The following is a 22,608-nucleotide window of genomic DNA, read 5'->3' on the forward strand; positions in this document are numbered from 1 at the left end:
CACCTTCTCGTGAGTGTTTAGGGCGGTTCTAACCGCCCTGAACACTCACGACGCCTACTCGGCCTCCAGCGCCGCCTCGACCTTGCGTTGCAGCTTGTTCATCCCGCCGAGCCAGCGATCCGTCTCGGTCGCGCGCGCCGCGTAATAGCCCGCCACCTCCGGGTGCGGCAGCACCAGGAACCGGTTCTCCGCCATCGCCGCGAACAGCGCGTCCGCGACCTGCTCCGGCTCGATCGCCGACGCGCCCATCAGCAGCTGTCCCGCCGTGCCCGTGCTCTCCAGCATCGCCGTGCGCACCCCTTGCGGGCAGATCGCCTGCACCGTGATCCCGCGGTGCCGGTAGGTCGCCGAAAGCCACTCGGCGAACGCCAGCGCGCCGTGCTTCGTCACCGAGTACGGCGCCGAACCGAGGCTCGTCAGCAGACCGGCCGCGGACACCGTCGCGATGAAGTGCCCCTTGCCACGCTCCAGCCACGCCGGCAGCAGCAGGTTCGCCGCGCGCACGTGCGCCATCACGTTCACGTCCCACGTGCGCGCCCAGACCTCTTCGGAACTCTCGGCGCCGCCGAAGGGCGCGATGCCCGCGTTCGCGCAGAAAACGTCGATCTCGCCGAGGGTTTCGCGCGCGCTGTCGATCAGCTTCGCGACGCCCTCGGGGCTCGCGACGTCGCCCGCGAACGCCGTGCCCCCGACTTCGGCCGCGATTTCCCCGGCCTTGTCGCCGTCGAGTTCCGCCACCAGCACCTGGGCACCGTCCGCGGCGAAGCGGCGGGCCAGGGCGGCGCCGATGCCCCCGCCGCCCCCGGTGACGACGACGCCCGTCACAGGCCACCGCCGAGGGTGACGCCGCCGTCGAGCACCATCGTCTGGCCGGTGATCCAGCCCGCGTCGTCGGACAGCAGGAACGCCACCGCGCCCGCGATGTCGGACGGCACCCCGAGCCGCTTCATCGGGTACGCCGAGGCGACCTCCTCCTCGCGGCCCTCGTAGAGCGCGGTCGCGAACTTCGTCTTGACGACCGCCGGCGCGACGGCGTTGACCCGGATCTTCGGCCCCAGCTCGGCACCCAGCTCCACGGTCAGCCGGATCAGCGCGGCCTTGCTGACGCCGTACATCCCGATGCCGGGCGACGCGCCGAGCCCGGCGACCGACGCGACGTTGACGACGGCGCCGCCGTGCTCGCCCATCCACGCGTCGCGGGCGCGCTTGGTCCAGCCCAGCGGCGCGAGCACGTTGACGCCGAGGATCTTCGCCGCGGCGGCCGGGTCGATGTCCAGCGTCGGCCCGTAGACCGGGTTGATGCCGGTGTTGTTGACCAGGTAGTCGAGGCGGCCGAAGGTCTCGATGGTCTTCGCGACGGCTTCGTCCTGGTGGTCTGTGTCGTCGGCCTTGCCGGGCACGAACATGGCGACGTCCGGGCCGCCGAGCGAATTGGCCGCCTCTTCGAGGGCTTCCGGCTTGCGCGCGGTGATGCACACCTTGGCGCCGCGCTCGACGAGCGTCTTCGCGATCCCGAGGCCGATGCCCCGGCTGGCCCCGGTGACGATCGCGACGCGATCCTTGAACGAGTTCACGGCAGTGTGTCTCCTTCGCTGTGGTGCCCGGCACATACCAAGCGGTCGGTCAGGTGCCCATTATGCGCGATGCTGCCATGGTCTCAAGGCTGACGCACGTCACACCCGCGCCCACACGACGAGCGCGCCGAGCGCGAAGACCGCACCGAGAACGGCGCAGCCGGTCCAGCCCGCGACGTCGTACACCGCGGTGGTCGCGGCGGCGCCGAGCGCGGAGCCGAGGGAGTAGAAAACCATGTAGCCGCCGATCGCACTGCTCGTGCGGGCCGGGTACGCGGCGGTGAGGACGTGCTGGTTGCCGACGTGCACAGCCTGGACGGCGAAGTCGAGCACCAGCACCCCGACGGCCAGCAGGACCAATGACCAGCCGAGCTGCCCGATCGCGAGCCACGAGCCGAGCAGCAGGACGAGGGCACCGCCGGTGACGCGGCGGGCGTGCCCGCCATCGCTCCACCGCCCGGAGCGGGCGGCGCCCAGCGCCCCGGCGAGCCCGGCGACGCCGAACAGCCCGATCCGCGTCTCGTCGAGGTGCCACGGCGCCCCGGCCAGCGGCAACGCCATCCCGCTCCAGAGCGTGCCGAAGGACGCGAAGAGGAAGAAGGCGATCAGCCCGCGGCCGAGGAACACGCGCTGGGTGAACAACCCGACCAACGCACGGAGCACCTGCCCGTACCGGTCGGCCCCGGCACGGACATCGCGCGGCAACACCAGGAAACAGACCACGGCCAGCAGGGCGGCGAGGACCGCGAGGGCGAGGTAGGCGGCGCGCCAGCCCCAGACGTCGGCCAGTACCCCGGTCAGCACCCGGGCCCCCAGGATCCCGGCCACCACGCCGGAGGTGACGACGCCGAGCGTCCGGCCGCGCTCGCCGGGCGGGGCGAGCGCGGCGGCGTACGCGACCGCCGTCTGCACGACCACCGCGAAGAGGCCCGCGACGGCCAGCCCGCCGAACGCCACCCAGCCGACGGGCGCGAAGGCCGTGACCGCCAGCCCGGCCGCGACCAGCGTCAGGTGCGCGGCGATGAGACGACCGCGGTCGAGCATGTCCCCCAGCGGCACGAGCAGGACGAGCCCGGCGAGGTAGCCGAACTGCCCCGCGGCGACGAACCACCCGACGGCGCCCGGCACGACGCCAAGGTCGCGTCCCATCGGGCCGAGTACCGGCTGCCCCGCGTAGACCCCGGCGACGGCCACCGCGCACACGGCGGCCGGCAGCAGCCTCATCCCCCACCTCCAATTGGTTGCAGTTTGCAACTCTTCGGAGGTTAGGTCAGAATGGTTTCAGAACGCAACTCACAGGAGGAAGCCGTGTGGACGGACCCGGAGTGCCCGCTCGCGCGGACGGCGGACGTGGTCGGCGACCGCTGGAGCCTGCTGATCATCCGCGACGCGATGGACGGCGCCCGCTCGTTCACCGACTTCCAGCAGCGCACCGGGATCGCCCGCAACATCCTCACCGACCGGCTCCGCAAGCTCACCGCCCACGGCCTCCTGACCCAGGTCGAAGCGCCGTCGGGCAAACGCCGGGTGTACGCGCTGACCGAGGCGGGCAAGGACCTGTTCCCGGTGATCGTCACGCTCCGGCAGTGGGGCGAGCGGCACGCCTTCGCCGACGGAGAACCCCATTCGCTCCTGGTCGACCCGGACGGCGAGGTGGTCCCGCCGCTCGTCCCGGCAACCGCGGACGGCACGCGGTTGACGAGCGACACGACTTCCGTGCGCCACGCCCGCCAAGCTGGACGGCGATGACGGCTTCGGGCCGCTCACGGATCGGTGACCCGGTGGACTTCTGAGCGCCGCGCGGGCTCCGCCTCGGGCGCGTCAGCAGAGCCGGATCTCGTCGACCGAGGGCATCTTGCCTTGGCGCCACTCGGTGAAGCCGGCGCCGGGCCGGACCGACTTGCAGGAGCCGTCGAGGTCGTTCTTCCAGATGACCCGCACTCGGTACTCCCACAGGCAGTTGTTCTTCACCTCGGCATACGACCGGTAGCCGGTGATCGTCCAGTCGTCCCACTGCCGCACGGAAACGCAGCCCGGCGCGGCGTCCGCCGGCGCGGCCATGGCCTCGGCGGGGGTGAGCAGCGCCGTTCCCAGTGCCACGGCGAAAACGGATGTCCACCAGCGTGCGCGCACGAGCGGTTTCCCTTCCCTCAGCACAGCCGCAACTCCGTGACGGACGGGTGCGGGCCGAACCGCCCTTCCGTCCAGGACCGGCCCGGGTCGAGGATCCGGCAGTCGCCGTCGCGGGCCCAGGACCAGATCATGCGCACGGTGTAGGTGTCGTCGCAGGTGTTCGTCATCTTCGCCCAGGAGTTCCACTCCTTGTTCTTGACGTCCTGCGTCTCCCACTGCTCGATGCGGACGCAGGCCGGGGCGACGGTGGCGGGCGCGGCGACGGCCACCCCGGGCACCACGGCGGAAACCACGCTCGCCACGGCGATCCCCGCGAACGTCTGGCGCACTCCGGTCATGATCTTGATCGGAACACGGGGACCACCGGCGGACAAGGTGCGTCACCCCATCCGATCAGGTGGCGCGCAGGCCCCGGCTCACGACGTCCGCGGCCAGGGCGAGGAGATCCGAGAGACCGGCCTCGTCTTCACGCAGCTCGTCGGGCCGCCAGGCGAGGCTGATGACGCCGTTCCAGCTCGCCCAGAGGACGGTCGCCGCCTTGCGCGCGTCGAGCGGGCGGATCACACCTTCGGCGATGCCGCGTTCGATCGCGTCGGCCATGCGGGCGTTCTGCTCGTCGACGCGGCGGGCGAGCTGCGCGGCGGTCTCGGCGGCCGCGGGGTAGGTGCCGAGCGGCGCGGGGAAGGCGAGCATGCGGAAGAACTCGGGCTGTTCGAGGAAGAACCGCAGGTACTGCTCGCCGGCGGCTTGGAGCTGTTCGATCGGCGAGCGGTCCGGGGTGTAGGCGCGGTCCATGTACTCGCGGTCGACGTCGAGCGCCCGGCTGACGACGGCGGCGTGCAGGCCCGCCTTCGAGCCGAAGTTGTTGTAGATCGAGCCGACCGCGACACCCGCGCGTTCGGCGATCTCCTCGACCGTGACCTCGTCGACGGGCTGCCGGGCGAAGACGCTCTCGGCCGCCTTGAGGAGGGCGTCGATCGTCCGTTGTTTGCGGGGATCCACGGCGCCATCCTACGGACACTTCTTGCAACCGTTGCAAGTACCCGGTAGCTTCTTGTAACGATTGCAAGAACCGGCGGGAGGAGGGCCGATGTCCGACGCGGAGTTCGTCGAGCGGTTCACGGAGGCGTGGCGCCGGATGGACCCGGACGCGTTCACGCCGCTGTTCCGCCCCGACGTCCGGCTGGTCCACCCGCTCGACCGGAACACGCGCGGCGTCGAGGAGGCCCGCGCGTTCATGGCCCGGACGATGACCCTGGTCCCGGACCTGCGGTACGACGTCCAGGGCTGGGCGAGCGGCTCGGGCCAGGTGCTGATCTGGGGGCGGCTGCACGGCACGCTCGGCGGCGGGCCGGTCGAGTGGCCGCTGGTCGACCGGATCGTCCTGGAGGACGGGCTGGTCGCGGAGCGGACGGCGTACTTCGACCCGTTGGTGATCATCGGAACGTTGGTGCGACGGCCCCGCGCGTGGCTCCCGTACCTCCGCACGCGGCTGGGCCGTCGATGAGGACGCTCACGCTCGACGGCGCCCGGCTGGCCGTGACGGAAATGGGCGATCCGGAGGCCGAGCCGGTCGTGCTGCTGCACGGCTACCCGGCGAACCACCTTTCCTGGCGCCACCAGCTGGCCGGGCTGGCCGAGGGGCACCGCGTGATCGCACCGGACTGGCTGGGCTGGGGCGAGTCGGAGCGGCGGACGGACCTGCGTTTCGACTACGACACGGAGGTCGACCGGCTGGGGCGGCTGCTGGACGCGCTCGGCGTCGAGTCCTGCACGCTGGTGGGCCACGACTACGGCGGCTTTCTCGTGCTCGGCTTCGCCCAGCGCCAGCCGGAGCGCGTCCGACGGCTCGCGATTCTGAACAGCCGGGCGCATCGGACTTTCGTGCCTCGGTGGTATGCGACGTTCGGGCTGGTGGGGGTTCTCGGGCGTGGGCCGTTCGCCGAGGTGGCGGCGCGGGTGTTGCCCGTCGCGGCGATGAACCGGGCGGGATTGGTGCGATCCGGTGTTGTCGACCGGGCGACGGTGGAGAGTTACATCGGGTGGATGTCCACTTCGGATGGTGCGCGCTGGCTGCTGCACTTCTTCGGTGAGTACCGGGTTTCGGCGCGGCCCGAACTCGCTCGCCGGTTGGGCGAAATCCAGTGCCCGACGGCGATCGTGTGGGGCGCCCGGGATGTGTACCTGCGGACGGCGATCGCCGAGGAGCTCGCGGCTCGGATTCCGGCGGCGCGGCTCACCGTGATTCCGGCGGCTGGGCACTTCGTGATGGAGGAAGCTCCGGACGCTGTGCTCGCCGCTTTGCTCGATTTGCTGGGCCGAACCGCGGACGTTGCTCGTCCCGCCGCGGGTGGGTGACGCGGCGCGCCCGGCCGCGGCCCGAGCACCCGAGCGTTCAGCCGTCGGCCCTCACCCCGCCTCCGGCCGTTGCCGCTGGATCCGCACCACTCGCGGGTCGATCCACTCCCCCTGCGGCGACTGCTCCACCAACGGGTCCGCCCACCGGATCCGGATGCGGTCCGGCCGCGCTTCCTGGATCCGCGCCTCCCGAAACTCCGCTCCACTGTGGACCCACCACACCGCACCGAGGCTCGCCAACCCGTCCCGGCGAAGAACCTCTTCCGCCTTCTCACGGGAACTCGGCCCCGCCAGCACTCCCCCGAACACCGTGACCGGCTGCCACCCCGTGCCCTCCCGCCGAAGGTGTCCCAGCACCTCCCCGTCCTCGTCGCGGCGAACCGTGACCGGAAGCATCTCCCGCACCGCCGCGATGACCTTCTCGGTCTGCGCCCGCAACGCCTCCAGCCCCGCACGCTCGGCAGCCGATCCGGCGTACCCGTCCAAGTCCGCGCGAACACCGTCCTTCCACACAGCCGCGATCCGCTGGGTCTCCGCCACGTCCACATCAGGGCTCCCGTCGACCAACAGCAAGTCCGCCCGCAGCCCGGGAAGCACCCGCCCACGGTCGGCGAGCCCGAACACCTCGGCCGTGCGCGCCGTGGCGGCCGCCAGCGCCTCGACCGGTGTCAGCCCGGCCGCCACCAGCCGCTGCAGCTCGCGGTGCACGCTCGCCCCGTGCACGATTCCCGGGTTCGGCGCGTCCGTGCCCGCGAGCACCGGCACCCCGGCCTCGTGCAGCAGACCGACGTTCCGCGCGGCCGCCGCGAAGTCCGGCAGCTCCGGCGGCAGCCACCGGTGCGCCTGCCGCCGGAGGACGTCCGACCACGCGGGCCCAGTCGTCCGGCCAGCTCTGGTGCCGCCAGCATGCCGTCGCCGGGAAATCCGTCGGCGATCGACAACGTCGCGATGACCGCCACCCCCGCCTCACCGATCGCCGCGACCTGGGTGGCCGTGAGCGGGTCGAACGGCACGTGCGCCAGCACGTCCACCCCCGTCGGCAGCAGGTCGACCGCCGCCGCCGCGGTGGTCACGTGGGCCACCGCCAGCAGGCCCGCTCCGTGAGCCGCGGACACCAGCGCCGCCACCGTCGGGACGTCCAGGGACGGCACCCGCAGCGGGCCGCCGTCGTCGTAGAGGACCTTCAGGTGCCGGGCCCCCTCCGCGACGCGGTCCGCCACGAACGCCTCCGCGTCCGCCGGGCCCGTCACGTACGGGAACGGCGCGTACATCATGGACGGGTGCCCGCCCGGCGCCGTCGCGCCGATGCTCGACGACCGCACGTCGGCGCCACCCTCCGCCTCCGCTTCGCGCACCGTCTCCGGCTTGCTGAACATGTCCAGCAGCGTCGTGACCCCGAACGTCAGGGCCTGTCGGGACGCCCCCGGCAGCAGGTGGACGTGCGCGTCGATCAGCCCGGGCAGGAGCGTGCCCCGTCCGGCGACGTGCTGGTCGCCGGGGCGGAGCAGCTCGTCGCCGCCCACTGCGTCGATCAGGCCGCCTTCGAGGCGGACGGCGGTGTGCTGGGTCAGGCGTTCGCCGTCGAAGACGCGAACTCCGGTGATCGTCGTGGCCATGCCCGGACGGTAAAAGTTGACACCGTGTGAAGGTCAAGCTCGTAGAGTCGGGCCCATGCGGTTCTCGATCACCCAGGTCGCCAAGCTCTCCGGCGTGTCCGCGCGCATGCTGCGCCACTACGACGCGATCGGCCTGCTCCCGCCCGGCTCGGTCGCCGCCAACGGCTACCGCTGGTACGGGCGCGCCGAACTGCTGCGGCTGCACCGCATCCTCGTCCTGCGGCGCCTCGGGCTGGGCCTGACGCGGATCACCGAGATCCTGAGCGAGCAGGCCGACGAAGCCACCGCGCTGCGCGGGCACCTGGCCGAGCTGACGGACGAACGCCGTCGTCTCGACCGGATCATCGCCACCGTCGAGGAGACCATCGCCGACCTCGACGGCGCCCGGATCCCGGACCCGGAGCGCTTCTTCGCCGCGTTGCGCGAAGACCGCGCGGCCATCCGGAACTCCCTCGAGGAGTCCTTCGGCGACGCGGGCCTGGCCGCCTTCGACGCCGCGGGCGCGGCCCAGGAAGGCTTGACCACCGCGGACTACGAACACGCCGCCGCTCAGGGCGCCGCCCTCTTCCGGCGGTTGGCCGAAGTCTCGCGGAAGACGGCGCCCGAGGAGCCGGAGGCACTGGACGCCGTCGCCGAGCACTACGCCTCCCTGCGCGCGTACTGGCAGCCGACGCCCGAGGCGTACGCCGCGCTGGGGCAGCTGTACCTGACCGATCCTCGCCAGCGGGCGATGGCCGAGCAGGCGGACCCGGACCTGCCCGCCTGGCTGGCCGCGGCCCTCCCCGCCTACGCCCGGCACCGGCTGGGCTGAAGGGGACTTTGCTCGCGTCACATGCGCTGAAGGGGACTTTCCTCGCATCAGATGCACTGAACGTCCCCTTCAGCCCACCCAGCCGGGTCCCTAGCCGCCCGTGAACACCGCCACGGCGGCGCGGAACTCCGGTAGCGACACCGCCGGGGTCGGCCGGTGCTCGGTGGCCGCGCGGACCGGGGCCAGTGCCGCCGTCACCGCCTGCTTGGCCGCCAGGACCGCGACGCGCGGCTGCGCGCCGATCGCCGCCACCAGCCGCACGGCCACCGTGTCCAGCGTGTCGTCCGGGCACACCCGGTTGACCAGTCCGGCCGCCGCCGCGGCCGGGGCGTCGAGGAGCCGTCCGGTGTAGAGCAGCTCGCGGGTCAACGCCGGTCCGGCCAGCATGCTCAGCCGCGCCGCGAACGCCGGGCTGGTGAGGATGCCGTGCCGGGCGATCGGCATGCCGATCCGGGCCGAATCGGCCGCGAGCCGGAGGTCGCAGGCCAGCGCCAGCTGACAGCCCGCGCCCGCCGCGACCCCGGTGACCACCGCGACCACCGGGACCGGGCACCGTTCGACCGCGCGGAACGCCGACTCCATCCGGGCGAACGAGTCCTCGACGACGTCCGCGTCCGCCCCCGCCCATTCGGTCAGGTCGGAGCCGGAACAGAACGTGCCACCACGGCCGCGCAGCACGATCACCCGCACGCCCGGGTCCGCGCCGAGCCGGGTGACGACGTCCTCGAGCGTGGTCCACGCCGTCCTGGTCAAGGCGTTGCGCCGCCGTCCGGAGCCGAGGGTGACGGTCGCGACGCCTTCGTCCACAGTGGACCTGACGACCGGGGTGGCCACGTCGGCGGTCATCGCAGCGCTCCCCGGGTCCGCAGGTCGGCCAGCAGCGCCGGGTCGGCCCCGAGCGCGGTGAGGACGTCGTCGGTGTGCTGGCCGTGGCCGGGCGGGGCCGTCCGGACTCGCGGCGGGCTGGCCGAGAGCTTGACCGGCGACCCGACCGTGCGGACCGTGCCCGCGCCCGGGTGCTCGACCTCGGTGACCATGCCGCGGGCGAGCACCTGCGGGTGTTCCAGCGCTTCGCCGACGGTGTTGATCGGACCGACCGGGACCCCGGCCTCCGCCAGGAGCTTCGCCCAGTCCCGCGCGGACCGTTCGGCGAGCGCGTCTTCGATCAGCGGCAGCAGCTCGGCGCGGTGGCGGACGCGGTCGGGGTTGGTGGCGAACCGCGGGTCCTCGACGAGCTCGCCCAGGCCCACCGCGGCGGCGAACCGGCGCCACAGCCCGTCGTTGCCCGCCGCGACCATCAGGTGGCCCTCGGCGGTCGGGAACGCCTGGTACGGCACGATCGTCGGGTGCGCCGACCCGTACCGGCCCGGTGTCACGCCGGTCGCGAAGTAGCCCGAAGCCACGTACGTCAGCCACGAGATTTGGCCGTCCAGCAAGGAAATGTCGACCCACTGCCCGCGGCCGGTGCGCGCGCGTTCGTGCAACGCGGCCAGGATGCCCACCGTGGCCCACATCCCCGCGGCCAGGTCGGCGCCGGACACGCCGAAGCGAGCGGGCGGGCCGTCGGCTTCGCCGGTCACGCTCATCACCCCGGACAGCGCCTGGGCGATCGCGTCGTACCCGGCTTCGCCGCTCATCGGGCCCGTCTGCCCGTACCCGGAGATCGACGCGTAGACCACGCGCGGGTTGAGCTCGGCGACGTCTTCGTAGCCGAAGCCGAGGCGGGCGGCGGTGCCGGGCCGGAAGTTCTCGACCACGACGTCGGCGGTGGCCGCCAGCTCCCACAGCAGCCGGCGGCAGTCGGGGTCCTTCAGGTCGAGGGCGATGCCGCGCTTGTTGCGGTTGACGCTGAGGAAGTAGGCGGCGGTGTCGCCCTGGAACGGCGGGCCCCACGCGCGGGTGTCGTCGCCGCCGCGGGCGTCCTCCACCTTGATCACGTCCGCGCCGAGATCGGCCAGCGTCATCGTGCAGAACGGGCCGGACAGGATGCGGGAAAGGTCGAGCACGCGCAGGCCGCCGAGGGCGCCGGGGTGCTCGGTCCACGCCGAGTGGGTCACGATTCCTCCTGATTGGCTGAGTGGCTGAGCCACTTTGAGCGAAAAGTGAGCCTCGCGCCGCCGAGCCGCGAACTCGGCGGCGGAGGCGGGACGGATCAGGCCTTCGCGGACTCCGCGGTGGCCACTGTGGACACCGGTGCGGCTTCGGGCGCCCGCCGGGGCATGAGCAGGAGCGCGCCCAGCGAAAGGACCGCGCAGCCGACGATGTACCAGCTGATCCCGACGCTGGAGCCCGAGCTCTGCAGCAGCGCCGCCGCGATCAGCGGCGCGGGCCCGCCCGCGATCACCGACGCGAGCTGGTAGCCGAGCCCGGCGCCGCTGTAGCGGACGTTCGTGCCGAAGCTCTCGGCGATCAGCGCGGCCTGCGGGCCGTACTGGATGTCGTGCACCAGCAGCGAAACGACGATCGCCAGCAGCACCATGCCGGACGACCGGGTGTCCAGCAGGGCGAAGTACGGGAAGGCGTACAGGCCAGTGCAGACGATGCCGATGCCGTAGACGAGCCGTCGGCCGAACCGGTCGGACAGGTGCCCGAACAGCGGCACGCTGAGCAGGCCGATCGCCGCCGCGATCAGCGTGTCGTCGAGCAGCTCGCCGCGGGGCATCGCGAGTTCCTTGGTGCCGTAGGTGAGCACGAAGGTGATGAAGAGGTAGAACGGCGCCTGCTCGGACAGCCGGACGAACGCCGAGGTCAGGATCTCGCGCGGGTGCTTGCGGATGGCCGTCCACACGGGACGCCGTTCGACCGCGCGGCGCACCTTCACCGCGGCGAAGTCCGGGCTCTCCACCACCTTCAGCCGCACCCAGAGCCCGATCCCGATCAGCACGACGCTGAAGAGGAACGGCACGCGCCAGCCCCACACCTCGAACTGAGTGCCGCTGATCGACGTGCAGAGCTTGACCATCGCGGTCGAGAGCAGCAAGCCGAGCGGGACGCCCAGCTGCGGCAGGCTCGCCATCAACCCGCGCCGCTTCGCACTCCCCCACTCCATCGACATCAGCACCGAGCCGCCCCACTCGCCGCCGACGCCGATGCCCTGCACGACCCGCAGCACGGTCAGCAGGATCGGCGCGGTCACGCCCACGGCGGCGAAGCCGGGCAGCAGGCCGATGGCGACCGTGGCGAAGCCCATCAGCAGCAGCGTGGTGACCAGCGTGGCCTTGCGGCCGATCCGGTCGCCGAAGTGGCCGAAGATCGCCGCGCCGACCGGCCGGGCGGCGAACCCGACGAACAGCGTGCTGAACGACTCGAGCACGCCCGCGCCCGCCGAGCTGCCCGGGAAGAACAGCTTCGGGAAGACCAGGGCGGCGACCGTGCCGTAGAGGAAGAAGTCGTACCACTCGATGGTGGTGCCGACGGTGCTGGCGACGACCGCGCGCCTGCGGTGCGGTCGGTCGGGGGCGGGTCGCGACATGAAGGCCTCCATTGGCTCAGCCACTTAGCCACTAGGTCAGTGATCCGGCACACTGCTAGAGTGGCGGCCGAAAGTCAAGGGGGTCGTGTGTCCGATTCGCTCCGCCCGGTAACCCGTCCGCGGCTGTACGAGCAGGTGATGGCCCAGCTCCGCGAGCACGTCGAGGGCGCGGGCCTCAAGGCGGGTGACCGGCTGCCCTCCGAGCGCGACCTGGCCGAACGGCTGCAGGTCAGCCGGGCCTCGATCAAGCAGGCGATCGTGGTGCTCGAGGTGCAGGGGCTCGTCGAAAGCCGCCACGGCGGCGGCGTCTACCTGCGCACGGACACGCTGAACCCCGAGCCGGTGGCGACGCTCGTCGACCGGCGCCGCCGGCTCCCGGACGTCCTCGACGCGCGGGAGGCCATCGAGACGAAACTCGCCGAGCTGGCCGCGCTGCGCCGCACGGACGACGACCTGGCCGAGATCGACGCCGCCCTCGAGGCCATGGGCACCGAGATCGAAGCGGGTGAGCTCGGCGAGGACGGCGACCGCCGGTTCCACGCCGCCGTCACCGCCGCCGCGCACAGCGCGCTGCTCGCGGAGTTCATGAAGGAGATCCGCGCGGGCGTCGCCGAAAGCCGCCACGAGTCGCTGCAGCAGCCCGACCGGCCGCCGCGGTCGCTGACCCAGCACCGCCGGATCGCCGACGCCATCCGCGCCCAGGACGCGACGGCGGCCGCGGCCGCGATGAAGGAGCACCTCGAGACGGTCAGCCGCGTGCGGCTGCTCACCTGGAACCCCGACGCCTGACTACCGGTGCGCGGCCAGCCGGGCCGGGTCGAGCTCGTACAGCGCGTAGGCCTTGCGGATCACCGGCTGGGCGACATTGCGCACCCGCACGCCGCCGGGCGTCACGCCCTGTTCGCAGCCGAAGTGCGCGTGGCCGTGCAGGGCCAGGTCCGCGCCGACCTCGTCGATCGGCTCGCACAGCAGGTACGACCCGAGGAACGGGTGGATCTCCGGCGGCTCGCCGTGCAGCGTGCCGGGAATCGGGGCGTAGTGGGTCAGCGCCACGACGACGTCGGTGTCGAGGCTGGTCAACGCGTCGCGCAGTGAGTCCGCCGAAGCCATCGTGTGCTCGACGAAGTCCTTCATCTCGCGCTCGCCGAACCGGCTCGCGCACTTGCCCGCGAACCCGCCGCCGAAACCCTTGACGCCCGCGACGCCCAGGGAGCCGTCCGGCAGGTCGAAGCGCGCCGCGGTGCCCTCCAGCATCACGACGCCGGCCTCGCCGAGCAGCTCCGCGATCCCGTCGGCCTCGTCGCTGTGGTGGTCGTGGTTGCCGAGCACCGCGGCGATCGGCACGCCCAGCCCGGTGAGCTCATCGGCCACCACGCGCGCCTCCGCGCACGTGCCGTGCCGGGTCAGGTCACCGGCCAGCAGCAGGACGTCCGCGGTGCCGGCCAGGTGTTCCAGCGCGGGGCGCAGCAGGCCCCGCGAGTCCTCTCCGAGGTGCACGTCCCCGACGGCGGCGATCCTCATCGGCCGATCTCCTCCGCGCTCGCCGGCTCCCGGACGTCCGCGACCCGGATGTCGTTGTGCACCAGCTCGCCGGTCAGGTACTCGGCGACGACGGCGTCGACCTCCGCCTTCCGCGCCGGGCAGGTGACTTCGCCGGTCAGGTGGACGTGTTCGCCGCGGACGGTCACGTGCACGCCGAGCTCGGCGGTGCGGGTGTCTTCGGCCAAGGCCCGGCTGAGGCGGGCGACGAGGTATTGCGGTGGTTCGGGCACGAGGGCCTCCTTCGGGTCGATGACGGCCAGGTCGCCGAGCAGGCCGAGGAACGCCCGCGCGTACGGCGAGTCGGACACCTGCACGGCGACGTCGGTCCAGTCCACCTGTTCGCGCAGGTCACGGGCGATCCGCAGGAGCGGCTCGAAGTCGCACCGGTGCGCCTCCAGCACGAGCAGCTTGTCCACCAGCAGGTCGGTCCCGGAGACGACCGGCGCCGCGGTGGGCCCGACCCGCATCCGCGCCGCGCGGTCGAGCAGCTCGTCGGTCACCGGCCGGTGGTTGGGCCGGTGGATCAGGTCGACGAGGATGTCGCCGTCGTAGACCTTCGTCAGCCAGTCTTCGGGCGGGTGCACGCGGCGCAGCCCGGCGGCGGTGAGGATCTCCGCCGCGCGGTCCGCGTCACCCGGTTTGAGGAACAGGTCGACGTCGTGGTCGGACGGCGGCCCGCCGCGGGCGTACACCGCCAGCCCGCCGGCCACGGCGAACCGGATGCCCGTGCCGTCCAGCGCGGTCACGACGCGGGTCAGGCTCTGCAGCAGCGCCTCCGCTTCCATGCTGCAGGACTACCCGCCGCCGGGCCCGGCCTAACCCGCGAACACCGGGGCGAGGTCGGCGTAGACCCGGAAGTCGGCGATCAGCCCGTCCGCGCCGGCCCGCCAGATCGACACCGCGGGCAGCGTGACCCGCTTGCCGTCGAGACGGGTGTAGGTCACGTCGGTCACCGCGATGGTGGTGTCCTCGACCGTCCATTCGCGACGGATCCGGTGGCTCAGTCCCGCGATGGTGGTGAAGAAAGCGGCGTTGCCCGCCTCGATCCCCGCGCGGCCGTGCATCGGGTCGCCGTTGCCGAACACCATCGTGGCGTCCTCCGCGAACTTGGCCCCGACCGCGGCGACATCGCGCCGGTCGACCATGGGGTACAGCTCCGCCGCGCTGATCACACCGTGCTCCCTTCGAGGACCTCGACGCCGTACTTCGCCGACAGCCCGGCCAGGCGCGGGAAGTCGGCCGGGTCGAACGGCGGTGCCGGTTCACCCGGCCGTGCCGGGGTGCCCGCCTCGGCGAAGAACCGGCCGAGGCCGCCGGGCGTGGCCAGGACGAGCGCCCGGGCCGCGGCGACGCCGGGGTTGCGGAAGCTGTGCACGGTTCCCCGCGGCAGGAACACGAAGTCCCCGGCGGCGACCCGCGTGGTTTCGCCGTCCGCGGTGACGTCGAGGACGCCGCCGAGGAGGTAGAACGCTTCGTCTTCGCGGCTGTGCGCGTGCGGCGGCGGACCGCCGCCGGGAGGCACCGACGCCTCCATGAGCAGGAAAGCGTCCCCGGTGGCCTTGAAGGTGTAGGTGTCCCCCACCAGCCACACCGACTCGCCTTCGCCGGCTCGTACGATCCTTGCCCTTTCAGGCGGATTCATGGGCGTCCCCTTTCGTGGTCCCCTTCCCGGAAGACGCTACTGACCTGCGGAAACCGTGCCCATACCAGAAATGTGGGGTTTCCGGCCGTGTCATGCTGGGCGGTGTGGACCACGGGGTGCGGGAGCGAGCGCGGGACGGCATCGGGCGGCTGGCCGCGTCCGGGCTTGACCTGGCCGACCTGACCGGCGAGGCGGCCCGGCTGCTGGCGCGGGTCGTGCCGTACGACACGGCGTGCTGGCACACGGTCGACCCGGCGACCCTGATCGAAACGGGCTACCACGCGGTCGACATGCCGCCACCGGACGCCGCGGTGGCCGAGTTCGCCTACCTCGGCACGGATTTCAACACGCTCGCCGACCTGGCCGGCGGCCGTCGCCACAGCGGCGTGCTCAGCGAGGCGACCGGGGGACGGCTGGACCGCAGCCCGCGCTACCGGGAACTGTTGCGCCCCAACAACATCCGCGGCGAGCTGCGCACGGCCCTCGTCGACGGTGGCGCGTGCTGGGGCGTGTTCACCCTGTTCCGCGAGGAGCCGCGCGACTTCACCGCCGACGAACGCGACTTCGCCCACGAGGTCGCGGCCGTGCTGGGCCGGGGATTCCGCGCGGCCGGGACGCGAGCACGGGCCACGGGACCGGCGGCCGACCTGTGGCCGGGAGTGGTGCTGCTCGACGCGGACCGGCGCGCGGGACCGGTGACCCCGTCGGCGGCGAGGTGGCTGGCGGAACTCGGCGACCCGGCCGAGGAGCCGGTCCCGTTCGGGGTGCTGTCGGTGGCCGAGCGCGTCCGCCGTGAAGGTGCGGAGGTCGCCGCCCGGGTGCGCGGCCGGTCCGGGAGGTGGGTCCAGGTGCTCGGCGCCCCGGCGGGCGACGGGGTGGCGGTGGTCCTGCAGGCCGCGACGACACCATCGGTGGCACCGCTGATATCCGCGGCGTACGGGTTGACGGCGCGCGAGCGCGAGTTGACGGACTTGGTGCGCCAGGGATGCGGAACGGCCGAGATCGCCGCGCGGTTGTTCATTTCGCCGCACACCGTGCAGGGGCATCTGAAGGCGATCTTCGCGAAGACCGGGGTGCGGAGTCGGCGGGAGCTGGTTACGCGGGTTTACTCGGCGGGTTGAGTTTCGCGGCGCGCACGCCCCAGCGCGATATTCGCCACCGCACGTGCGCGCGTGCTTGCCGGGGCACCCGTCAATCGGGCACCCCGGCAAGCGAGCTTCCCTACCGCGCCTTGTGCTGCCCGCCGCGGCCGGCGGTCGCGTGGCCGTTCGCGCCGCCGGTCGGCTTCTTCTCCACCGGGCCCGGCTTGTCCCCGGCCGGTTTCGGAGCGGCGGCCGGGGTCGCCGTCGCGTTCGGCTTCTCCGCGGGCAACGCCGCCGCGTTGGCCTCCGACTGCGTTGCCGGCTTCTCCTCCTCGGCGGAGTTTTCCTCCTCCGCCAACGGGTTCGCCCGCCGCATCTGGACCACGGCCACGATCCCCGCCGCCACCGCGGCCAAAGCCAGCAGCCACGGCCAGCGGGACCGGCGCGTGCGCTCGCCGCGGGCCACACTCTTCGCCTCTTCCAGCGCCACCGCCAAGTCGCGCTTCGCCGTCGCCACCGCCTTGCGGCGCTTCCGGCCCGACTCGCCCGCCGAACCCACCACCGTCGCGACCGCCTGGGCGGCCTTGCGGCCCGGCTCGCGCATCTTCGCCGCGCGGGCCATCACCTCGTCGCGGGCGGCGGTCGAGTTCGCCAGAACGTCGCGTCGGGACGAGCGTGTGCTCCGGTCGAACTCCTTGGTCGCCGCGCGGCCCACCTTCGCGAGCTCGTCACGGCCTTCCGCGAGCTTCCGGTCCGTGATCTCCGCCGCCCGCGCGGCCGCCGCCGCTCCCACCCTCGCGGCTTCCGCGGCGAGATCCCGAACCCCGGCCGCCGCCGTCTTCACCGATCGCCCGACCGGGGCGTCGCCCTGGCTCATGTGATCACCTCTCACTCGTCGCGGGCAGGCAGCGCCCGCCCAGCCTCACACCTGTGGGCTACCCACCCGGCGGCCATCCGGAACCTGGACCACCCGACGGCGTCACGCCCGGGTGCCGGCCACGGTCGCGCCGCGCTGACGGCGCCACGCACCGGCCGTCTCGTCGTGGTCGGTGGAGGTGCTCAAGTGGGCCCACTTCGCGTCCGTGTCGACGCGGTGCTGCCACGCCTCGCGGCCGAGCTCGTAGGCGTCGCTGCCGGCCAGCAGGCGCAGGGGCGGGTCGTCCAGACCGGCGACGGTGAGCACGAGCCGGGCCACCTTCCGCGGGTCGCTGTTCGCGTGCTGCTCGAAGTCGGCCATCGCCCGCGCCGCGGCGCCGACCGTCGCCTCGTACGGCTCGCTGATCGGCGGCGTGGCCATCGACGCGCCGCCCCAGTCGGTGCGCATCCCGCCCGGCTCGAGCACGGTGATCTTGATCCCCAGCGGGGCGACCTCGGCGGCGAGCGCTTCGCTGAACCCGCCGACCGCCCACTTCGCCGACTGGTACGCCGACAGCCCGGGGCTGACGACGCGGCCGCCGACCGACGAGACCTGGATGATCCGGCCCCCACCCTGGCGGCGCAGGACCGGCACCACGGCCTTGGTGAGGTAGACCGTGCCGAAGAAGTTGGTCTCGACCTGACGGCGGAAGACTTCGAGGCTGGTGTCCTCGAACGCCGAGCGGTCGGCCTGGCCCGCGTTGTTGACCACGACGTCGATCCGGCCGAACGCGGCGACGCCCGCGGCGACCGCGGCTTCGGCGGCCGCGGCGTCGGTGACGTCGAGGCGCTCGACGTGGATGTTTTCGCCGTACCGGGCGACGAGGTCGTCGAGAGCCCGCGGGTCACGGGCGGTGGCGACGACGCGGTGCCCGGCGACGAGGGCCTGCTCGACGATCTCGCGGCCGAGGCCGCGCGACGAGCCGGTCACGAAGAACACTGAACTCATGGCTGTCCCCCCTCTTAACGCAAGCTGTTTGCGTTAAGAGCGACGGTAGCCCTGGGTCCGCGTTAAGTCAAAGCGCTTGCGTTATCGTGGACACCGTGACCCGACCCCGCTGCCGCGCCCGCTCCGACCAGGACAAAGAGGTCCGCAAGACGGCCCTCCTGACCGCCGCGCGCGAGCTCGCGGAGGAGCGCGGAGTGCGCGAAGTCACGCTGACCGAGGTGACCGCCCGGGTCGGCCTGCACGCGTCCGCGCTGCGCCGGTACTTCGAGTCCCGCGAGGAGCTGCTGCTCGAACTGGCCGAACAGGGCTGGGCCGACTGGCGCACCGGGCTGACCACCCTCGTCGAGGGACGGCGGATGAGCGCCCCCGAGGTCGCCGACGCGGTCGGCCGTTCGCTCGACGCCCTGCCGCTGTTCTGCGACCTGCAGACGCACGTGGGCCTGAGCCTCGAAGGCGCGGTCCGGCTCGAACGCGCCCGCCAGTACAAGACGGCGGCGACGACGGCGTTCGACGCGATGGCGGCAGCGCTGGCGAAGACGGGAGCGGTGGACGAAGAGGGCGCGCGCACGGTCTTGACGGCGGCGATGAGCTGCGCGGCGTACATGTTCCAGCTGTCACGGCCGTCGCCGACGTTGCGGAAGCTGTACGACGAAGAGCCGCGGTGGGCGCACAGCGCGTTGCGGTTCCGCGAGCAGCTGACGACGGTGGTGACGGCGGTGGCCCTCGGCGTACGGCGCGACTGACTCCCCTACCCGCGGCGTCCGGCGAGCCGGGAAGATTCTCCCGTGACTCGACGCTTCCTCTGGTCCGCGACCGCGGGCACGGCCGGTTTCGTGGTCGTCGTCCTCGCCGCGCTCCTGCTGGTCCCCCAGCTGCTGTACCCGCACCTGACCGAAGCGGAGCTCCACGCGGTGTCGACCGCGGACGCCCGGATCCAGCTGCAGCAGGCCCAGTCGCAACTGCAGAACACCGTGCGCGGCACGCTGCTGCAGGCCGTGGCCGGGCTGCTGGTCATCGCCGGCGCCCTCGCCACCTGGCGCCAGGTCCAGGTCAACCGCGAAGGGCAGATCACCGAGCGGTTCACCCGCGCCGTCGACCAACTCGGTGGCGAGAACATCGACGTGCGGATCGGCGGGATCTACGCGCTCGAGCGGGTCGCGCGGAACTCGGCCGCGGACCGGCCGCAGGTGCAGTACATCCTCGCCGCGTTCATCCGCGGCCACGCGCCGTGGCCCGGCGAAGGCGGCGACCCGGAACCGCGGCCGCTGCCGTGGCTCTACGTGCGAGCGCCGGACGTCCAGGCGTGCCTCAACGTGCTCGTCCGCCGCCTGCCGTCGCCGGGTGCGCTGCGGCTCTACCTGTCCCGTGTGGACCTTCGCAGTGCCAACCTGGACAACGCGAAGCTCGTCGACGCGCAGATCCGCCACGCCACCCTCGCCCGGTCGTGGCTCGTCGCCGCGTCGCTGGCCGGGTCGGATCTCTGCTACACCGATTTCGGGGAGGCACGGGCGCACCGGACCGATTTCACCGGTGCCGCGCTGCGGGGCGCGAGCTTCCGCGACGCCGACGTCGCCGGGGCGGATTTCCGGGGCGCCGATCTCCGCGGCGCGGATCTGCGTGCGGCCAACCTGGACCAAGCCGACCTCACCGGCGTCCGCACGGACGCCGAAACCGTCTGGCCTGAAGGCTTTCCGCGACCCTGATCGTTCCACGGCCCCCGCCCGACGCCGAGCTGGGGCCCCTGGCGGAAACCAGGGGCCCCAGTGGGATCAGCCGTCCGACTCGGCCGACGGGATGTACGCGCCCGGCACCTGGTCCGGGGCGACCACCCGGTCCTCACCCGGGTACGGCACCTGCCAGCCGTGCGTCTGGTACCACGTGAAGTGGTTCATCTGCGCGGGGTTGGCGTAGTCGGCGACCGCGTTCGGGCCGGTCAGCCGCTGGTGCTCAGTCCACTCCTGCCACCGCGCCGCCACCTGCGCCTTGTCCGCGGGCACCGCGGACGAGGGCACCGGCGCCGCCGCCGGGTTGGCCGGGGCCGGGGTGTCCGGACCGCACGACGGCTGCGTCGCCAGCCCGCCCGTCAGCGACGTGCGGTTCGGCAGCGCGGTGAACGGCGTGTAGTCCGGCTTCGGCGTGAACGCCGCGGTCATCGGCGTCGCCGCGCTGTCCTTCTGGTTCATCGGCCGGATCCCGAGGATCTGCTCGATCGTCCGGATCATGGTGATCTGCGAGTAGTAGTGGCTGTCGACGACACCGTGCTGGGCGTACGGGCTGATGATCTGCACCGGCGCCCGGTGGCCGTCGACGTGGTCCAGACCGGCCTGGGAGTCGTCCTCGACGACGAAGATCGCCGAGTCCTGCCAGTACCGGCTGTGCGTGATCTCGTCGACGATCTTGCCGACGGCGAGGTCGTTGTCGGCGACCTGGGCGGCCGCGTTCGGCGGGCCGCCGGTGTGGTCGCTGGACAGCCAGAACATGTTCAGGTTGGCCGGCCCGTTCTTCTCGAAGTCGTTCTTCCAGATCTGGTAGCGGTACTGGTCCGGCACCGCCGTGTCGAACTTCGGGAAGCCCGACACCGAAACGTCGTTCAGCGACGGGATCGGCGACGACGACACCAGCGGGTACGCGGTCGGCTCACCGGTCGCCGCCATGTTCTTCGCGTCGCAGTACAGGTTCTGCCAGCTCGCCCCGGCCGGCTTGGTCAGGAACTGCTGGAACTCGCCGAAGTCCCGCACCGACTTCCCGGCCGCCTGGGCACCGCTCCAGAGGAACCCGGTCCGCTGGTGGCCGAGCGCGTCGTCCTCGGTGTCGTAGCTGCGCAGGTACTCCCCCGCCGACGACTCGGTGTACTCCGGGTTGTCGGCCTGCATCAGCCAGTTGTGACCCTCGGCGGAGTTGGTGCCGATGTCGTAGGTGTTGTCGTACAACCCGAACTGCCGCTCCAGCGCGTGCTGGTTCGGCGTGACGTTCTCGCCGAACTGCGCCACCGACGGGTCGCCGTTGCCGCGCGGCTCGTCCCCGAACAGCTGGTCGTAGGTCCGGTTCTCCTTGACCAGCAGGAAGACGTGCTTGATCGTCGACGGGTCGCCGAGCCGCGCGGGCACCGGCACCGGGCTGCGGTGGCCGTTGTCGGTGGCCACCTGGACGGCGTTGTTCGTCCAGCCGTTCTGCTTGAACACCTGCGCGGTGTACCCGCGGATCGCGCGGTCGTCGGGCAGCCGGAACTTCTGCACGCTCGACGTCGTGTCGTGCGTGCCGTGTCCGGCCGCCGTCGTCGGGCGGAGGGCGTCGATGCCGCGGGTGTTGGAGACGACGACGTCCGCGCCGACCGTGGTGATCGCGGTCGGAAAGTAGTCCGTCGGCAGCAGCCCGAGGTAGCTCACCGGCTCCTGCGCCCGGCTGAAGCGGTAGACGGCGACCGCGTTGGCGCGGCCGAGCGTCACCAGCAGGTGCCCGTCGTCGGTGAGCGTGACGCCGTCGGGCTCGTACCCGACCGGCGACTCCGGCCACGGCTGGGTCGCGATGGTCTGGACAACCTGGTCGCGACCCGAGTCGATGACGGACACGGTGTCGCTGGCGGTGTTCGTGACGAACAGCGCGCCGTTCCTGGCGTACACCGCCGTCGGGTGCAGGCCGACGTCGATGCTCTTCGGCGCGGTCGCCGGGTGCGCCAGGTCGATGACGCTGACCGTGCCGCTCGTGGTGGCGCCGGTGACCGGGCTGGCCGGCACCTGCGTGTTGTAGGAGTTCAGCGTCGGCTCGCCGGGCCGCGCCGGGCGCCCGCCCTCGTTGCTGACGTACAGCTTGTCGCCGACGCGCGCCAGGTCGCGCGGCGCGTTGCCGACGGCCCAGCTCTGCTTCACCGCGCCGGTGACGGCGTCGAGCGCGACGACGCGGTTCTGGCCGTTGACCGCCGAGTACACAGTGGACCCGTCGGGCGAGAACAGCGCCTGCGCGACGAGCGCGTGCTTGGGCCCGTCCGCCGGGATCTTGACCGACGTCGGGGCCGAGACGGTGCCGTCGGGGTTCACCGCGAACCGCGTGTAGCCGTCGGTCTGCGCCAGCCACAGCGACTTGCCGTCCGGGGCGTACGTCGGTCCTTCTTGACCGACGTCGTTGCCGGAGATGCGGAGGTTCGCCGTCGCGGAATTGCCGACGAGCTGCTGCACCTTCCAGTTCTTCAGGTCGACGATGGTGAGCGCGATCCCGCCGTCGGTGGTGATGGCGGCGAGGTGCGCGCCGTCCGGGCTGACCGCGGACGCCATGATCTTGCCGTTGTTGACGACGAGCCGGTCGCCGATCGGCTTGATGTACTGGTCGGCGGAGACGACCTGGCCGTTTTCGGTGACCTGGCCGACGTGGTCTTCGCCGAACTGCTGCGTCGACGCGACGCCGACGCCGGTGCCCGTGGCGACGAGCACGAGCGTGGCGGACCCGGCTGTCACGTAGCGGAACCGGTGACCGGGAAGGCGGACCTTCCCGACACGCCGTCTGCGGCGTGTTACCTGCAT

General features: G+C 72.4%; 26 protein-coding genes. 8 read left to right on the forward strand and 18 right to left on the reverse strand.

What is annotated here, in order from left to right; all coding sequences use genetic code 11:
* Positions 1–54: 54 nt before the first annotated feature.
* The 3 genes from QP939_RS45415 to QP939_RS45425 form a co-directional block, all read right to left on the reverse strand.
* Positions 55–825, reverse strand: a complete 771-nt coding sequence (locus tag QP939_RS45415; RefSeq protein WP_285453028.1) for an SDR family oxidoreductase — start codon at positions 823–825, stop codon at positions 55–57.
* Positions 822–1,574, reverse strand: coding sequence for an SDR family oxidoreductase (locus QP939_RS45420; RefSeq protein ID WP_285453029.1), 753 nt, complete (start codon positions 1,572–1,574; stop codon positions 822–824). Before QP939_RS45420 ends, QP939_RS45415 begins: the two co-directional genes overlap by 4 nt.
* Positions 1,575–1,673: 99 nt before the next feature.
* Positions 1,674–2,798, reverse strand: a complete 1,125-nt coding sequence (locus QP939_RS45425; protein WP_285453030.1) for an MFS transporter — start codon at positions 2,796–2,798, stop codon at positions 1,674–1,676.
* 51 nt (positions 2,799–2,849) lie between these two features.
* Between QP939_RS45425 and QP939_RS45430 the strand changes: the two genes are divergently transcribed.
* On the forward strand, positions 2,850–3,323 hold the full coding sequence (locus QP939_RS45430) for a winged helix-turn-helix transcriptional regulator (protein ID WP_285453031.1): 474 nt from the start codon (positions 2,850–2,852) through the stop codon (positions 3,321–3,323).
* 72 nt (positions 3,324–3,395) lie between these two features.
* On the opposite strand, the gene QP939_RS45435 is transcribed toward QP939_RS45430, so the two are convergent.
* Genes QP939_RS45435 through QP939_RS45445 form a run of 3 tightly spaced genes read right to left on the reverse strand, consistent with a single transcriptional unit; the run spans position 3,396 to position 4,709 of the window.
* A complete protein-coding gene (locus tag QP939_RS45435) occupies positions 3,396–3,674 on the reverse strand; it encodes an alpha-amylase inhibitor (protein WP_285453032.1) in 279 nt (92 codons plus the stop codon).
* Between the two features lie 50 nt (positions 3,675–3,724).
* The gene (locus tag QP939_RS45440; protein WP_285453033.1) at positions 3,725–4,045 is read right to left on the reverse strand and encodes an alpha-amylase inhibitor; all 321 of its coding nucleotides are present in this window, start codon (positions 4,043–4,045) and stop codon (positions 3,725–3,727) included.
* A gap of 55 nt (positions 4,046–4,100) precedes the next feature.
* Positions 4,101–4,709: a TetR/AcrR family transcriptional regulator gene (locus QP939_RS45445; protein ID WP_285453034.1), complete on the reverse strand. Its 609-nt coding sequence runs from the start codon at positions 4,707–4,709 to the stop codon at positions 4,101–4,103.
* An 88-nt stretch (positions 4,710–4,797) separates the two neighbouring features.
* On the opposite strand from QP939_RS45445, the gene QP939_RS45450 reads away from it, so the two are divergent.
* Together QP939_RS45450 and QP939_RS45455 are read left to right on the forward strand one after the other, a co-directional pair.
* Complete coding sequence (locus tag QP939_RS45450) at positions 4,798–5,214, forward strand: nuclear transport factor 2 family protein (protein WP_285453035.1); 417 nt, start codon at positions 4,798–4,800, stop codon at positions 5,212–5,214.
* Positions 5,211–6,065, forward strand: coding sequence for an alpha/beta fold hydrolase (locus tag QP939_RS45455; RefSeq protein ID WP_285453036.1), 855 nt, complete (start codon positions 5,211–5,213; stop codon positions 6,063–6,065). Before QP939_RS45450 ends, QP939_RS45455 begins: the two co-directional genes overlap by 4 nt.
* Before the next feature lie 51 nt (positions 6,066–6,116).
* Here the strand turns inward: QP939_RS45455 and QP939_RS45460 are convergent, their stop codons facing one another.
* Both QP939_RS45460 and QP939_RS45465 read right to left on the reverse strand, forming a co-directional pair.
* The gene (locus QP939_RS45460; RefSeq protein ID WP_352249187.1) at positions 6,117–6,830 is read right to left on the reverse strand and encodes an amidohydrolase family protein; all 714 of its coding nucleotides are present in this window, start codon (positions 6,828–6,830) and stop codon (positions 6,117–6,119) included.
* Positions 6,734–7,681, reverse strand: coding sequence for an amidohydrolase family protein (locus QP939_RS45465; RefSeq protein WP_285453038.1), 948 nt, complete (start codon positions 7,679–7,681; stop codon positions 6,734–6,736). Before QP939_RS45465 ends, QP939_RS45460 begins: the two co-directional genes overlap by 97 nt.
* 55 nt (positions 7,682–7,736) lie before the next feature.
* Here QP939_RS45465 and QP939_RS45470 point away from each other — a divergent pair, with 55 nt between their 5' ends.
* Positions 7,737–8,492: a MerR family transcriptional regulator gene (locus tag QP939_RS45470; protein ID WP_285453039.1), complete on the forward strand. Its 756-nt coding sequence runs from the start codon at positions 7,737–7,739 to the stop codon at positions 8,490–8,492.
* A 90-nt stretch (positions 8,493–8,582) separates the two neighbouring features.
* On the opposite strand, the gene QP939_RS45475 is transcribed toward QP939_RS45470, so the two are convergent.
* The 3 genes from QP939_RS45475 to QP939_RS45485 form a co-directional block, all read right to left on the reverse strand.
* Positions 8,583–9,338: an enoyl-CoA hydratase/isomerase family protein gene (locus tag QP939_RS45475; RefSeq protein ID WP_285453040.1), complete on the reverse strand. Its 756-nt coding sequence runs from the start codon at positions 9,336–9,338 to the stop codon at positions 8,583–8,585.
* The gene (locus QP939_RS45480; RefSeq protein WP_285453041.1) at positions 9,335–10,549 is read right to left on the reverse strand and encodes a CaiB/BaiF CoA transferase family protein; all 1,215 of its coding nucleotides are present in this window, start codon (positions 10,547–10,549) and stop codon (positions 9,335–9,337) included. The genes QP939_RS45475 and QP939_RS45480 overlap by 4 nt, the downstream gene beginning before the upstream one ends.
* Positions 10,550–10,644: 95 nt before the next feature.
* Positions 10,645–11,964, reverse strand: coding sequence for an MFS transporter (locus QP939_RS45485; RefSeq protein WP_285453042.1), 1,320 nt, complete (start codon positions 11,962–11,964; stop codon positions 10,645–10,647).
* 87 nt (positions 11,965–12,051) lie between these two features.
* Between QP939_RS45485 and QP939_RS45490 the strand changes: the two genes are divergently transcribed.
* On the forward strand, positions 12,052–12,753 hold the full coding sequence (locus QP939_RS45490) for a FadR/GntR family transcriptional regulator (protein WP_285453043.1): 702 nt from the start codon (positions 12,052–12,054) through the stop codon (positions 12,751–12,753).
* On the opposite strand, the gene QP939_RS45495 is transcribed toward QP939_RS45490, so the two are convergent.
* Genes QP939_RS45495 through QP939_RS45510 form a run of 4 tightly spaced genes read right to left on the reverse strand, consistent with a single transcriptional unit; the run spans position 12,754 to position 15,097 of the window.
* Positions 12,754–13,485 carry a metallophosphoesterase family protein gene (locus tag QP939_RS45495; protein ID WP_285453044.1) on the reverse strand — a complete coding sequence of 244 codons (732 nt, stop codon included), beginning with the start codon at positions 13,483–13,485 and terminating at the stop codon, positions 12,754–12,756.
* The gene (locus tag QP939_RS45500) at positions 13,482–14,291 is read right to left on the reverse strand and encodes a nucleotidyltransferase (protein ID WP_285453045.1); all 810 of its coding nucleotides are present in this window, start codon (positions 14,289–14,291) and stop codon (positions 13,482–13,484) included. Before QP939_RS45500 ends, QP939_RS45495 begins: the two co-directional genes overlap by 4 nt.
* Before the next feature lie 30 nt (positions 14,292–14,321).
* Positions 14,322–14,678, reverse strand: coding sequence for a nuclear transport factor 2 family protein (locus tag QP939_RS45505; protein WP_285453046.1), 357 nt, complete (start codon positions 14,676–14,678; stop codon positions 14,322–14,324).
* Positions 14,675–15,097 (reverse strand): cupin domain-containing protein, encoded by a 423-nt coding sequence (locus QP939_RS45510; RefSeq protein ID WP_285453047.1) that lies wholly within the window; start codon positions 15,095–15,097, stop codon positions 14,675–14,677. Before QP939_RS45510 ends, QP939_RS45505 begins: the two co-directional genes overlap by 4 nt.
* A gap of 155 nt (positions 15,098–15,252) precedes the next feature.
* Here QP939_RS45510 and QP939_RS45515 point away from each other — a divergent pair, with 155 nt between their 5' ends.
* Positions 15,253–16,269, forward strand: a complete 1,017-nt coding sequence (locus QP939_RS45515; RefSeq protein ID WP_285453048.1) for a LuxR C-terminal-related transcriptional regulator — start codon at positions 15,253–15,255, stop codon at positions 16,267–16,269.
* 100 nt (positions 16,270–16,369) lie between these two features.
* Here QP939_RS45515 and QP939_RS45520 read toward each other — a convergent pair whose 3' ends face one another.
* Both QP939_RS45520 and QP939_RS45525 read right to left on the reverse strand, forming a co-directional pair.
* A complete protein-coding gene (locus tag QP939_RS45520) occupies positions 16,370–17,107 on the reverse strand; it encodes a hypothetical protein (RefSeq protein WP_285453049.1) in 738 nt (245 codons plus the stop codon).
* 102 nt (positions 17,108–17,209) lie between these two features.
* Positions 17,210–18,094: an SDR family NAD(P)-dependent oxidoreductase gene (locus QP939_RS45525; RefSeq protein ID WP_285453050.1), complete on the reverse strand. Its 885-nt coding sequence runs from the start codon at positions 18,092–18,094 to the stop codon at positions 17,210–17,212.
* Between the two features lie 95 nt (positions 18,095–18,189).
* Here QP939_RS45525 and QP939_RS45530 point away from each other — a divergent pair, with 95 nt between their 5' ends.
* Together QP939_RS45530 and QP939_RS45535 are read left to right on the forward strand one after the other, a co-directional pair.
* The gene (locus QP939_RS45530; RefSeq protein WP_285453051.1) at positions 18,190–18,837 is read left to right on the forward strand and encodes a TetR/AcrR family transcriptional regulator; all 648 of its coding nucleotides are present in this window, start codon (positions 18,190–18,192) and stop codon (positions 18,835–18,837) included.
* Positions 18,838–18,879: 42 nt separating this feature from the next.
* The gene (locus tag QP939_RS45535) at positions 18,880–19,797 is read left to right on the forward strand and encodes a pentapeptide repeat-containing protein (protein WP_285453052.1); all 918 of its coding nucleotides are present in this window, start codon (positions 18,880–18,882) and stop codon (positions 19,795–19,797) included.
* Positions 19,798–19,863: 66 nt separating this feature from the next.
* On the opposite strand, the gene QP939_RS45540 is transcribed toward QP939_RS45535, so the two are convergent.
* The gene (locus tag QP939_RS45540; protein WP_285453053.1) at positions 19,864–22,608 is read right to left on the reverse strand and encodes a bifunctional YncE family protein/alkaline phosphatase family protein; all 2,745 of its coding nucleotides are present in this window, start codon (positions 22,606–22,608) and stop codon (positions 19,864–19,866) included.

This window comes from Amycolatopsis nalaikhensis (assembly GCF_030264295.1).
GTDB classification, from domain to species: Bacteria; Actinomycetota; Actinomycetes; order Mycobacteriales; family Pseudonocardiaceae; genus Amycolatopsis; species Amycolatopsis nalaikhensis.